This is a genomic window from Mycobacterium kansasii ATCC 12478 (assembly GCF_000157895.3).
Classification (GTDB): Bacteria; Actinomycetota; Actinomycetes; order Mycobacteriales; family Mycobacteriaceae; genus Mycobacterium; species Mycobacterium kansasii.
The window spans coordinates 4,847,715-4,861,085 of record NC_022663.1; the positions used below are offsets into that span (position 1 = coordinate 4,847,715).

At 63.8% G+C, this 13,371-nt stretch carries 8 protein-coding genes; 7 read left to right on the forward strand and 1 reads right to left on the reverse strand.

Annotated elements, in window-relative coordinates; all coding sequences use genetic code 11:
* Positions 1-41 precede the first annotated feature (41 nt).
* The 6 genes from MKAN_RS21095 (at position 42) to MKAN_RS21120 (ending at position 6,299) form a co-directional block, all read left to right on the forward strand.
* A complete protein-coding gene (locus MKAN_RS21095; protein WP_023371881.1) occupies positions 42-1,001 on the forward strand; it encodes a DUF4129 domain-containing protein in 960 nt (319 codons plus the stop codon).
* Positions 998-1,480 carry a hypothetical protein gene (locus MKAN_RS21100; protein WP_023371883.1) on the forward strand — a complete coding sequence of 161 codons (483 nt, stop codon included), beginning with the start codon at positions 998-1,000 and terminating at the stop codon, positions 1,478-1,480. The genes MKAN_RS21095 and MKAN_RS21100 overlap by 4 nt, the downstream gene beginning before the upstream one ends.
* A 37-nt stretch (positions 1,481-1,517) precedes the next feature.
* Positions 1,518-2,495: an AAA family ATPase gene (locus MKAN_RS21105; RefSeq protein ID WP_023371885.1), complete on the forward strand. Its 978-nt coding sequence runs from the start codon at positions 1,518-1,520 to the stop codon at positions 2,493-2,495.
* Positions 2,479-3,756, forward strand: a complete 1,278-nt coding sequence (locus tag MKAN_RS21110) for a DUF58 domain-containing protein (protein WP_023371887.1) — start codon at positions 2,479-2,481, stop codon at positions 3,754-3,756. Before MKAN_RS21105 ends, MKAN_RS21110 begins: the two co-directional genes overlap by 17 nt.
* A 1-nt stretch (position 3,757) precedes the next feature.
* Positions 3,758-4,216, forward strand: a complete 459-nt coding sequence (locus MKAN_RS21115) for a hypothetical protein (RefSeq protein ID WP_023371889.1) — start codon at positions 3,758-3,760, stop codon at positions 4,214-4,216.
* 193 nt (positions 4,217-4,409) lie between these two features.
* On the forward strand, positions 4,410-6,299 hold the full coding sequence (locus MKAN_RS21120; RefSeq protein WP_023371891.1) for a PPE family protein: 1,890 nt from the start codon (positions 4,410-4,412) through the stop codon (positions 6,297-6,299).
* A gap of 305 nt (positions 6,300-6,604) precedes the next feature.
* Here the strand turns inward: MKAN_RS21120 and MKAN_RS21125 are convergent, their stop codons facing one another.
* A complete protein-coding gene (locus tag MKAN_RS21125; protein WP_023371893.1) occupies positions 6,605-9,670 on the reverse strand; it encodes a hypothetical protein in 3,066 nt (1,021 codons plus the stop codon).
* 324 nt (positions 9,671-9,994) lie between these two features.
* Between MKAN_RS21125 and MKAN_RS21130 the strand changes: the two genes are divergently transcribed.
* The gene (locus MKAN_RS21130; protein WP_023371895.1) at positions 9,995-13,240 is read left to right on the forward strand and encodes a PPE family protein; all 3,246 of its coding nucleotides are present in this window, start codon (positions 9,995-9,997) and stop codon (positions 13,238-13,240) included.
* The last annotated feature ends 131 nt before the right edge of the window (positions 13,241-13,371 follow it).

The window sequence follows — 13,371 nt, forward strand, 5'->3', positions numbered from 1 at the left end:
AAGAAATCCCAGGCCGCAGCGGCGGCAGGCAGGTGTGCCAGATGCCCGGTGTCGACAAGCCGACAGGACGCGTTGTCGGCCTGATCCTGCTGTTGATCCTGGTCGCTGCTGCCCTGCGTGGCTATCTGCCGGTTGCCGACGGCGGCTCCCACTCGGAGCCGGGTAGCGGCCGGGCGGCGCTGACGTTCGTGATCGTCGCCCTGAGCGCGAGTGTCGCGCTGATGGCGTTCGCGATGATCGCGCGATTGCGTGATCCACGCGTGGAGGCGCCCAGTGCGGGGAACCTGTCCGAGATGCTCGGCGGCGGCAAGGGACGGCCGAGTTGGCGGGTGCTGCTCATCGGGCTGGGCGTGATCGTGGCCTGGCTGCTGGTCGCGACGCTGCTCGCTCGCCTGGTCGTGCCGCAGGAAGTGGCTTCCTCGCTGCCCTCGGCGGATCAGAGCGCGCCACCGCCGGCGCCCCGCCCCGCGGCGCCGCCGAGGCAGCACCCGCCGGACAATCCCGGACACACCCTGGAGATCCTGCTCGCGTACACGGTTCCGCTGTTGATCATGATCGTCGTGGCGGCAGCCGTCATGGCTCGGCGGCGTTGGCGCGCCGCACCCCCGGCGCGCGTTGCCGCCGACGACGTCGAGTTCCCGGGGCCGGCCGAGGGGGCGGAATTGCTGGCTCGGGCGGCTGAAGTGGGATTGGCCGAGATGACCGATCTCGATCGCGAGCCGCGGGAGGCGATCATCGCCTGCTACGCGGCCATGGAGCGGGAACTCGCCAACGTCCCCGGTGCCGTTCCCCAGGACTTCGACACCCCCACCGAGGTGCTGGCCCGCGCCGTTGCGCACGGTGTCCTGCGTCCTGACAACGCCGGACAGCTGGTCAACCTGTTCGCCGAGGCTCGGTTCAGTCCGCACGTGATGAACGAGGGGCACCGGGAACTCGCGGTCCGGGTCCTTCGGCTGGTGCTCGACGAACTGGCACCCCGCATCCAGCGAGCTGGCTTGTGAAAAAGCTTGTCGTCCTGGGTGTTTGCCTCGTCGTCGGAGTCGAGCTGCTGGGGTTGGTCGTGCAGGATCGCCGGTTCGTGCTCGCGGCTTCCGGTGTGGCGGTGGGCCTGGTGCTGCTCAATGTCCGCCGTGTCCTCGGCCGCGGATCATCGCCGGCCGCCGAGCCGGACCACGACGATCTCGGCGACGGATTGCGCCGCTGGCTGTCGAACACCGAGACCACGATCCGGTGGTCGGAATCCACCCGGGCGGACTGGGACCGGCACTTGCGTCCGATGCTTGCGCGCCGATATGAAATCGCGACGGGTCAACGGCTGGCCAAAGACCCGGCCGCGTTTCATGCCACCGGCCAGATGCTGTTCGGCGCCGAGTTGTGGGAATGGGTCAACCCCAACAACGTCGTGCGCTCCGGTGCGCATCAGCCCGGTCCCGGTCGCGAGGCGCTCGAGGCGATACTGGAAAAATTCGAGCTCGTATGACGCTGGTGGACGGATGTGACTCGATCATGACCCGATCATGAATATGCCGGTCGCGACGACGACGGCCCGCTGCGAGGCGGTGCTCGACGAAATCGAACGCATCGTGGTGGGTAAACGCGCCGCGCTCACGCTGATCCTCACCGCCGTCCTTGCGCGCGGCCACGTGCTCATCGAGGATCTGCCCGGTCTGGGCAAGACGCTGATCGCACGGTCCTTCGCCGCCGCGTTGGGGCTGGAATTCAAGCGGGTGCAGTTCACGCCCGACTTGCTGCCGGCCGACCTGCTCGGCTCGACGATCTACGACATGCAGTCGGGCCGCTTCGAGTTTCGCCCCGGTCCGATTTTCACCAACCTGCTGATGGCCGACGAGATCAACCGCACGCCGCCGAAAACCCAGGCGGCGTTGCTCGAGGCGATGGCCGAGGGCCAGGTCAGCATCGACGGCAAGACACACAAGCTGCCTACGCCGTTCATCGTGCTGGCCACCGACAACCCGATCGAGTACGAGGGCACCTACCCGCTGCCCGAGGCACAGCTGGATCGGTTCGCGATTCGGCTGGAGCTGCGCTACCTCTCCGAGCGGGACGAGACCGCGATGCTACGCCGTCGTCTCGACCGCGGGTCGGCCGAACCGACGGTGAACCAGGTCGTCGACCTGCACGACCTGCTGGCGATGCGGGAATCGGTCGAGCAGGTGACCGTCCACGAGGACGTCCTGCACTACGTGGTGTCGCTGGCCACCGCGACCCGGCATCATCCACAGGTCGCCGTCGGCGCCAGCCCGCGAGCCGAACTCGACCTGGTCCAGCTCGCGCGTGCCCGTGCCCTGCTGCTCGGCCGCGACTATGTGATCCCCGAAGACGTCAAGGCGCTGGCCACCGCGTCGATCGCGCACCGGATCACGTTGCGTCCAGAGATGTGGGTGCGAAAGGTACAGGGCGCCGACGTCGTCGGAGAACTGTTGCGGCGCTTGCCTGTTCCGCGAACCAATGGGACGAATGATCCAGCCGCGTGAAGTCGAGTTGCGCTGGCGCGCCTCACCGTTGACGCTGGCGATCGCTACCGGTGCGGCAGCGGCGCTGGCGGCTGCCGTCATCGGCGGTCGCTGGCAGCTGATCGCGTTCGCGGCGCCGCTGCTCGGCGTGCTGTGCTCTATCTACTGGCAGCGACCGGTCCCGGCGGTCCAGGTGCACGGCGAGCCGGATTCGCAGCGCTGCTTCGAGAATGAGCAGGCACACGTCAAGGTTTGGGCCACAACGGATTCCACCGCTCAATCCGGGTCGGAGCGGATCGAGGTGACGGTCTCGGCGCCTACCGGCATGCAGCTCGATGTTGTCGAATCGGATTGCCGCCCAGCCACAACGGTTGCCGCGTCGGCTCCGCGATGGGGGCGCTATCCCATCCGGGCCCGGGTCGACGTGGTCGCGCGCGGCGGTTTACTGACCGGGACGGGAACCGTCGACGCAGCCGAAGTCGTGGTCTTTCCGCTGACACCGCCGCAGCCCACGGCGATCCCGCAGACCGAATTGCTTGACCGTCTGGGTGCCCACCTCACCCGGCACATCGGCCCGGGCGTGGAATACGCAGACATTCGCCCCTACGTGCCGGGCGACCAGCTGCGCGCCGTCAATTGGGCGGTAAGCGCGCGGCGTGGCCGATTGCACGTGACGCAGCGGTTGACCGACCGCGCCGCCGACGTGGTCGTGCTCATCGACACGTATCGGCAGCCGCCGGGCCCGGCGACCGAGGCCACCGAGCGAATCGCGCGGGGCGCTGCTCAGGTGGTACAGACCGCCCTGCGCAACGGTGACCGCGCCGGGATCGTCGCGCTGGGAGGCAACCGCCCCCGGTGGCTGGGCGCCGACATCGGCCAGCGCCAGTTCTACCGAGTGCTCGATACCGTGCTGGGCACCGGCGACGGCTTCGAAAGGACTACCGGGACATTGGCGCCGCGTGCTGCCGTTCCGGCCGGGGCGATTGTCATCGCGTTCTCCACCTTGCTCGACACCGAATTCGCGCTGGCACTCATCGACTTGCGTAAACGCGGCCACGTGGTGGTTGCCGTCGACGTTCTCGACGGGTCTCCGTTCGAGGGCGAGCAGGATCCGCTGGTGGTTCGGCTGTGGGCGCTGCAGCGCTCCGCGATGTATCGAGACATGGCCACCGTCGGTGTCGACGTGCTGTCGTGGCAAGGGGATCGTCCGTTGGAGCAGTCGATGAGCACCTTGCCGGATCGCCGTCGTCGGGGGCGCGGACAGCTGGCGGGGAGGCACTGACATGGGCGTTTCTGCCGGTCGGGTCGGGCAGATCAGTCGGGTCGGGTCCTCGTTGTTCGGCCTGCTGATGGTGGCCTCCGCCGTCGCCGGGTCGCACGGGCCGGCCGTCGCCGCCGGGATTGCGGCCGCTGTTGCCGTGGCGGCGGGGATCGCGTTTCGGCCGGCGGCAACGATTGCTGTGCTGCTGTCGGTGTCGGTGCTGCTGATGTCGGACCCGTCGCAGGGGCTTGCCGCACTGTCGGGGTTGTGCGCAGCCGCCTACCTGGTGTGCCGGCACGCCGTCGGCACAGCCATCGGCCTCGTGGCGGGAAGTTTGCCGACGATCGTCTCCGCCGCGGGATTCGCCGTTGCCGGATTGGTCGCGACGTCATTCCCGTTGCAGGTGCCGTGGTTGCCGTTGGTGGCACCGGTGGCGGTAGTGGCGATCTACGTGCTGGCCGCCCGCCCGTTCATCGGCTGAGTGGGAACCCGGTCGATGTTGCTGTTAGCAATAATGTTCAACGAGTTTGACGGAACTCCCACATTCATGCGGCGATTTTCCTAAAGTCTGCGATAACCGGTGTAGTGCTGTGCACGGTCGCCCGAAGCTCGGGCGTGCCGTTGCGCAGCCCGGGGAGGAATGCGGTGTGGCGACCGGACGAAAGGACTAGCTGATGAACTTCTTTGTCTTGCCCCCAGAGATCAATTCGCTGCGCATGTTTACCGGTGCGGGGTCGGCGCCGATGCTGCAGGCGGCGGCAGCCTGGGATGGGTTGGCTGAGGAGTTGGGCACGGCGGCGCAGTCGTTCACGTCGGTGACCTCGGGGCTGACCGGCCAGGCGTGGCAGGGCGCCGCCGCAGCGGCCATGTCCGCCGCAGCGGCACCATACGCGGGATTCTTGGAGGCGGCGTCGGCACGGGCGGTGGGAGCGTCGGCGTCTGCAAAGGCGGTGGCGAGTGCGTTCGAGGCAGCGCGCTCGGCCATGGTTCATCCGCTCGAGGTGGCCGCGAACCGGAATGCCTTCGTGAAGCTGGTTCTTTCCAATGTGTTTGGTCAGAATGCACCGTTGATCGCGGCCGCTGAGGGCATTTACGAGGAGATGTGGGCCGCGGATGTGTCCGCGATGGTCGGGTATCACGGTGGGGCGGCGACGGCAGCATCGGCGTTGCAGTCGTGGCAACAGGCGTTGTCAGGGTTGCCCGGCCTGGGTCAGGCGGCGGCTTCGGCCGTCGGTGCGGCGGCCGCGTCACCGGCCGCGGCACCTTTCGGGATTGTGTTGTCCAACACGGGTCTTGGCAACACCGGCGACTGGAACGTCGGTGGCGGCAATATGGGCTCGTTCAACCTGGGCAACGGGAACTTCGGCAGCCTCAACCTGGGTGGCGGAAACATCGGCAACCTCAACTCGGGCAGTGGCAACTTCGGTTTTGCCAACTTCGGCAGCGGAAACACCGGCAACACCAACTTCGGCTGGGGCAACCGGGCGGGCAATCTCAACTTCGGCAGCGGAAACTTCTTCGGTAACGGGAACTTCGGCTTCGGGAATTCCTTCAGCAGCGGAAACCTGGGCAGTGGCAACACCTTTAACCCGTTCGATTTCAGTAGCGGCAACAACTTCGGGGATGCGAACCAGGGCGCATTCAACATAGGTAGCGCCAACATCGGCTCCTCCAACATCGGCTTCGCGAACATCGGCGACAACAACTTCGGTTTCGGTAATAACGGCAACAACAACATCGGTTTCGGGCTCACTGGTGACAACCAGGTCGGCTTCGGCGCGTTCAACACCGGTACCAACAACATGGGCTTCGGGAACTCGGGCAACAACAACATCGGTTTCTTCAACTCCGGTGAGGGGAATTTCGGCTTCTTCAACTCGGGGACCGGCAACTTCGGCTTCGCCAACTCGGGCGACACCAACTCGGGCTTCTGGAACTCCGGCAACACCAACACCGGCTTCGGCAATGGTGGCTCCGTCAACTTTGGTGTCGGCAACGGAGGCTTCACCAACATGGGCTTCGGAAATTCGGGCGATGCCAACCTGGGCCTGGGGAACGCGGGCATCGACAATGCCGGCGGATTCAGTTCGGGCAACCTGAATACCGGCTTCTACAACGCGGGCGACTCGAACACGGGCTTCGGCAACTTCGGTGATGTCAATACGGGCCTGTTCAACTCCGGCGACTTCAACACGGCGATTGGCAGCGCGGCCACCCCGGCGGGTGCGACCTCGTCGGGCTTCGGTAACACCGGTACCAACGTGTCAGGCTTCTTCAACAACGGCAACGACACCTCCGGCTTCCAGAACCACGGCGACTTTAGCTCTGGCTTCCAGAACATGGGTGACGGCCAGACCGGATTGTTCAACTCGGGCAATGACAACACCGGAATCGGTAACTCAGGCAGCTTCGTTTACGGCATCGGAAACACGGCGATGACCGGCTTCAGCTCGGGCCTCTTCCATTCGGGCGTTGGCAGCTCCGGTGTCGGCAACTCCGGTGACGGCAGCGCGGGCTTGTTCAACCAGGGCGACAACCAGGCGGGTATCCTCGGTCAGCCCTAACGGAACCGGTATCCGGTTTTCGTTCACCCGCTGGCGCCGCCGCGGCCCGCGTCAGCGGCCTGCCGTGCGCCGATCGGTCGAGTACGGACCGAAACATGAAAGCCTTTTGTGGCGCAACCCAACACGCGTTGACGGCGGCTGCGATCTTGCTGACGATCGTGGCTCGAAATGGCGGGGACAGATCAAATGGACCACCAAGCGGGTCGCCTGTACATGGTTCTGCGGCATGACTCCATCCGTGTTTCCAAGGTCAGAGCCTCCACATTGGCCAGCGCGATTCAGCGCTCGACCTGGTATGGGTCTGTTTACGGTTCCCACCAAGGCCCGTAGGTGTCGACTAGGTACTTAAGGACCACGGCGTTGGCTAGCGCGCCACTCGATCCATCCTTGCGGTAGTAGAGGTTCAGCTGCTCCGCACTCAGGTGCTCCGGTGGCTGATCCGCAGATCCGAAGCGCCCCGTGATGGCGGCCTCGGGATTCGTATATGGCTGCCCGTGGCCATCCTTGGTGAGGTGGTTATCGAAGCCCCTGAGGCCGGCGTTCCACACCACGTAGGTCACCCAAGGTCGGCTGCGTAGATCGACTGCGACTCCGTAGTGGCGCTGGAACCGGGATTCCGTGACGTGGCGTTGAAGCTCGAAGAGCGCGCCTTGGAGTGCGAGCCACGAGGCGAGCGAGCAACGTGCCAGCGCGAGATCGATCTGCCAGGACTGGGAGTCGATTTGGTATGCGCGCATGCGCAATGCGTAGTCCCGGAAGTAACGGCTTAAGCCCCGAGGATTCGAGACAAGGGCAAGCGCCACTCCGGCGTCCCGCATGTCCGTAACGCATTTCAAGAAAGGATTCTCGTGGTCGGCGGTGGGCCCACCGGGCTGGTTCTCGCCGTTCGGTGTAGGGGTGAAGGAGATCATCAGGTCGCATCCGAATGCTTCGTAGAGTGCACGGCTGCGGCCGTAGGTGCGCCATTGCTCAGTAGTCAGCGGCGCCGGGAATTTACCTTGTTCGGTGAATGAGATCCAGGAGCAGTGCATAAGGTTTCGGTAGTCGTACCGACCCTCTGCGGTCCAAACGGCGAGCAACGTGGCGGCGTCGATGCCGAGTGCGCCCGCGGCCTGGTATGCGGCATTGAGATCGTCCTGGTTCATGCCAAGTCGGGGATCGCGAATTGCCTCACCCCGCAAGGGAAGCTTGGGGTTGTAGTTCGGCGATTGATCGAATCCATACGCCTTCACGTAGGTGTCGATCCGCCGGAGTTGTTCAGCCTGGCTGCTATCGTTCATGCGCTGGCAGGCACGCCGTGCGGCCGCGGACGGATTGCCGAGCACGTATGGGACCGGCGGTCGGGCCGGCCGTTCGATGAGTTCAGTCGCACCGTACTCGGCGTCCCAGTACCATGGGCAGCCCTGTGTCGCGGCGAACTCGCCTTGCCGACGCGTGTAGCCGAGCACGTGTATCGACTCACCCTCTCGAGGGCCATAGCCCAACTCCAGTGTGAGCGTGCCGTCAAGGTCGCAGCTCTCGGAGCGCACCTTGGGCGATGCACCCTCGCTCTGGTCGGCGATCGAAATCGACAGGGTGCCAATCTCTTCCATCAGTAACTGTGCAGTTGTCAGAACTAGTCCGTTAGCGATGATCTCGACGGTTCCTGCGTTCACGAGGTCGACACCATCCAACTGGAGCGCGGCCCTAACCTGCAGGTGTCCCGAGTTCCGCACGGCTGACGTCCCTGAAAGGGTCGCCGGAGAAGCGATCACGAGACGACCGCTGGTTCGGATGCCGATGTTGTACATCGCTATAGGAGCGCGACAGTCGATTCGGCCTTCCCCACGCAAGCGCAGCAATCCGTTGAGTTCCCGCGGTGTATCGCCCGAGACTGTCAACGAGGTCAATTCGCCGAGATCGATGTCGTTGTAAAGGGTTCCGCCTGTCCATTCGATGTGGCCGCCATCAATCGTGAGGGGGCCAAACACGGCGACAGCCTGGGTCGGTTCACTCGGTCGGATGATGAACGAGATGCCTGGCTCCAAACTGACAGGCCCAGGACCGCTGAGTTGACAACCGACGTTATAACCCTCCTTGTGGCAATCGCCGGGAGTGAGTTGCACAGTGCCACAGCCGATTATCGAGGAGTTGGGCAGCAGCACGTGCTCGCCGTCGCGCAGAACCAGACAGGAGTCGTTCTGTAGCTCGACGGTGCCGGCCTGAGATAGCGACGGACCGTCAAGGACAAGGCTTCGGCCAGCGGCAACCTTCACAAAGCCCAGCTTTTCGACGCGCAGGCCGCTGGGATAGTAGAGGGTGGCGTCTTCTTGAACCTCCAGTATGCCGGCAACTTCGAGGCCCTCGTTGCCCAAATTGAGCCTGCCTGCGGAGCTCAGGACCCCACGGCCCGACAGTCGCATCCGCCCGTTAATTTCTTTGGGATCGGGTCCGGTGATGAGTAGGTGTGCTTGAGGGCCGATATCAAACTCGCCGAACATGTTTGAGGTCCACAGCTCGAGAAACCCAGAGGTTACTTCCAAGGGGCCCCTCAATATTGCCTCACTTGCGGGGTCATCGCCTGGCACTAGAGCAATGGCGATACCAGGGTCAAGCGCTAATCGGCCCGTTCCGTTGGCGTTCGCCATTGTGTTGTATCCGTCGCTATGACATCGCCCTGAGGCGAGGTGGACGCGGCCCTTGCCGATAACCCGGGCGCTCGGCATGAACACGTGCGTTCCGTCCCGCAGATCCAGCGTTGAGTCAGACAGTTCGATCGGTCCATCGCATTTGAAGTCGGGTCCATCAATCACTAGTCGTCGACCGTGGCTGATCTTGATGCGCCCGGATGGCCGCAAGTTCACCGTGGCCGGGTGATAGATGGTCGCATCGGAACGAATTTCCAAAGTGCCGCCATCGATTTCGAGACGGTCGCTCAACAATAGACGACCACCATCGGACGTCCATATCCCAATACCGCTCAAATGGAGATGGCCATTGACCTCTTTGTCGCCCGGACCAATGATCCGCAATGTCGCTCCAGGCGGGATCCAGAATTCGGTGGGCTGGGGAACAGTAAGTCCTCCCGCCAAAGTACCGCCCGCTAGTGTGAGCTCCCCGCTGACTGCAAGCTTAGGGGTTGCCAGACAGCCCTGGTCGGCGACAATGATCTCCTCAGCGTTGACGCCATCGAGCGAAGCTACCCCTGTACCCCCGACGTGCAGCCCCTTGACGGTGACTTCCTTGGCTTCAGTTCCCAGAATGTTGACGATCGCAATCTTGTCGGCGTCTGGGACACCGTTCGACCAATTATTGCTGTTGTACCAGTCAACTGCGTACGGCCCTTCCGGCGACCATGTGGTCGTGTCGGCTCCAAAAGTCCGTACGCTCATCCACTGTCCTCGGCGGAACGGTTACGCACTTATAGGCTCACGATTCCAAGTTCGCCCGTTCAGCCAGAAGGGCCTTTCGTCACCTGTTCTGGATCGTTCGGGACGCTTGGAGATCAACCGTCCGCGACCCGACCGCGCCGTAGCCACAGTGTCCAAGGCGGCGGCATCGCGCCGCACCCTGCCCGCGGCCCATACCGACATGGATTTCTGAACTTTCGTCCCGCTCAGTAGGGTCTGAAGGCCCTACTGGGCGGGATGGGTCGGCGCGATGCTCGGTTTCGCCGGTCGGCCGATGGTGGCTGGGCTTGTGAAGGGATAACCGCGATGAATTTTTCAGTCTTGCCTCCGGAGATCAATTCGTTGCGAATGTTTTCTGGTGCCGGTTCGGCCCCGATGTTGCAGGCCGCGACGGCTTGGGATGGGTTGTCTGCGGAGTTGGGGTCTGCCGCGTCGTCGTTTTCGTCGGTGACGTTCGGGTTGGCGGGTCAGGCGTGGCAGGGTCCGGCGGCGCAGGCGATGGCGGCGGCCGCGGCTCCCTATGCGGGTTGGCTCAATGTCGCTGCGGCGCGGGCTGCGGGGGCTGCTGACCAGGCTAACGCGGTTGCCAGTGTGTTTGATGCCGCGCGGACGGCGATGGTGCGGCCGGTGGTGGTGGCGGCGAATCGCAATGAGTTCGTGCAGTTGGTGATGTCGAATCTGTTCGGGCAGAACGCGCCGGCCATTGCGGCGGCCGAGGCCGAGTATGAGGGGATGTGGGCGTCGGCGGTGGCCACGATGGCCGGGTACCACAGTGGGGTGTCGGTGATCGCCGGGCAGTTGGCGTCGTGGCGGGGTGCGCTGCAAGGTGTGGCGGGTCAAGTGGGCGGCGCGGTGTCGGCCAGCCCGATCGGGGCCGCCGCGGCGGCGGTCGGCTCGACGGTGGCGGCCAGTCCGGTGGCGGCTGCCGCGGCGTCGATCTTGCCGGCGATCAACACCGGCTTCGGCAACACCGGCGCCTGGAATGTGGGCATCGGAAACATCGGCAACTACAACCTGGGCAGCGGAAACCACGGCGATCTCAACTTCGGCAGCGGAAACTACGGCAACGCCAACCTGGGCAGCGGAAACGTCGCCAACGGAAACCTGGGCAGCGGAAACAGAGGCTTCTTCAACCTGGGCAACGGAAATTTCGGCAGCCTCAACCTCGGTAACGGAAATCGCGGCGATCTCAACTTCGGTAGCGGCAACACCGGACCCGTCGACGGCAACAGAAACTTCGGGTTCGGAAACTGGGGCAACGCAAACCTGGGCAGCGGAAACCATTCCAGCAACAACTTCGGCTTCGGAAACTGGGGACCCATGAACATGGGATCCGGCAACCACGGCTCCTACAACATCGGCTTCGGCAACTTCGGTAGCAAGAACCTCGGCTTCGGGAACCATGGCAACAACAACATCGGCTTCGGGCTCACCGGCGACAACCAGGTCGGCATCGGCGGGCTGAACTCGGGCATCGGCAACATCGGCTTCGGGAACTCGGGCAACAACAACATCGGGCTGTTCAACTCGGGCGACAACAATTTCGGCTTCTTCAACTCGGGCAGCGGTAATTTCGGATTTGCGAACTCCGGCAATATCAACACGGGTTTCTGGAACGCGGGCAATTGGAACACCGGCGCCGGCAACGGGGGCAACCTCGATTTCGGCTTCGGCAACGGGGGCATCAAGGACGTGGGCTTCGGCAACGGCGGGTCCGACAACATGGGCTTCTTCAACTCGGGCGATTTCAACACCGGCGACTTCAACTCGGGCGGCGGCACATTCGGCACATCGGCTGGAAACAGCGGCTCCTTCAACTCGAGCCCGAACAACACGGGCTTCTTCAACTCGGGTGCCACCAACACGGGCCTGTTCAATGCCGGCAGCGTGAACACGGGCTTCGGCAGCTCGATCGATCAACCCGGTTCGGTCTCGGGCTTCAACAACACCGGCACCGACGTATCGGGCTTCAACAACACCGGTCCCGCCACCTCGGGCTTCCAGAACACGAACACGGGCCTCGGCTTGAATTCGGGCATCGGCAACTCGGGCGACGGCGACGCGGGCTGGTTCAACTCCGGCACCATCAACTCGGGCTGGTTCAACAAGGGCACCAACGACTTTGGCCTGGCCCACTCCGGTGAGCTGGTCTCGGGCATCGCCAACGCGGGTATGTTCAGCTCGGGGTTCTTCAACACCGGTGACAACCAGTCGGGCTTCTTACATGCGATCTTGCCGACGGTAGCCCTTCCGGCCTTGCCCCATCTGTCCGTGCCGGCGATCAGCATTCCGGGGATCAACACCGGCTTTGGGAACACCGGCAGCTGGAACTTGGGCATGGGCAACATCGGTGATTTCAACCCCGGTAGCGGAAACACCGGTGACTTCAACTTCGGTAGCGGAAACACCGGTGGCTTCAACGTCGGTAGCGGAAACTTCGGCAACGCCAACCTGGGCAGCGGAAACCGCGGGTTCTTCAACCTGGGTAGCGGCAACCTGGGCACCGCCAACTTCGGCATCGGCAACTTCGGCGATCTCAACCTGGGCTTCGGAAACCTCAACAACGGTAACGTCGGCTTCGGTAATTTCGGCGCCGGAAATGTGGGCAGCGCAAACCGGGGCAGCTTCAACTTCGGCGGGGGGAACTTCGGTAGCTCCAACGTGGGCAGTGGAAACCACGGCTCCCACAACCTGGGCTTCGGCAACCTGGGCAACAACAATTTCGGTTTCGGCAACCACGGAAACAACAACATCGGCTTCGGGCTCACCGGCGACAACATGATCGGCATCGGCGGATTGAACGCCGGCGCCAACAACATCGGCTTCGGGAACTCGGGCAACAACAACATCGGGTTCTTCAACTCCGGCGACAACAACGTCGGCTTCTTCAATTCGGGCAACGCTAACTACGGTTTCGCGAACTCCGGCAGCGTCGACACCGGTTTCTGGAACACGGGCAGCCATAACACGGGCTTCGGAAACGGCAGCGACAGCAACTTCGGATTCGGGAATGCCGGACGTTTCAACGTGGGGGCCGGCAACTCGGGCCTTGACAACATGGGCTTCGGAAACTCGGGTACGCGAAACACCGGCAGCTTCAACAGCTTCGCCGGGGACGGGGTCAATACGGGCTGGTTCAACTCGGGCAACGAGAACACGGGCTGGTTCAACTCGGGAGACCTCAACACCGGGCTTTTCAATGCGGGCAGCGTGAACACGGGCTTCGGCAGCTCGATCGACCAACCCGGTACGGTGTCGGGCTTCGGCAACACGGGCACCAACATGTCGGGCTTCTACAACTCGGGCACCGATACCTCTGGCTTCCAGAACTCGACCGGCGGCGCCTATGTGTCCGGTGTCCAAAATACGGGTAATGGCGCGCTGGCGGGCTTCTTCAACACCGGCATTGCCAATACGGGCATCGCCAACTCCGGCAGTGACAACGCCGGCGTCGGCAACTCGGGTAGCGACAATTCGGGCGTCCAGAATTCGGGCACGTTCAGCTCGGGTGGCTTCAACACCGGGGACAGCCAGTCCGGGTTCTTCCACTAAGCACGGTGAGATCCGGCGGTCTGGCTCAGTGCGACGACTGTGCGGCATGCTCAGCCAGGTCGACAACCGGCTGCGGCGTACGCCAACAACGCTGGCAACTCAGGCAACGCCAGGGCGGCGCATTTCGATCA

Coding starts and splice junctions, on each gene's coding strand:
- MKAN_RS21110 (WP_023371887.1), top strand. CDS start 2,479: ATGATCCAGCCGCGTGAAGTCGAGTTGCGCTGGCGCGCCTCACCGTTG.
- MKAN_RS21130 (WP_023371895.1), top strand. CDS start 9,995: ATGAATTTTTCAGTCTTGCCTCCGGAGATCAATTCGTTGCGAATGTTT.
- MKAN_RS21105 (WP_023371885.1), top strand. CDS start 1,518: ATGAATATGCCGGTCGCGACGACGACGGCCCGCTGCGAGGCGGTGCTC.
- MKAN_RS21095 (WP_023371881.1), top strand. CDS start 42: ATGCCCGGTGTCGACAAGCCGACAGGACGCGTTGTCGGCCTGATCCTG.
- MKAN_RS21125 (WP_023371893.1), bottom strand. CDS start 9,670: ATGAGCGTACGGACTTTTGGAGCCGACACGACCACATGGTCGCCGGAA.
- MKAN_RS21115 (WP_023371889.1), top strand. CDS start 3,758: ATGGGCGTTTCTGCCGGTCGGGTCGGGCAGATCAGTCGGGTCGGGTCC.
- MKAN_RS21120 (WP_023371891.1), top strand. CDS start 4,410: ATGAACTTCTTTGTCTTGCCCCCAGAGATCAATTCGCTGCGCATGTTT.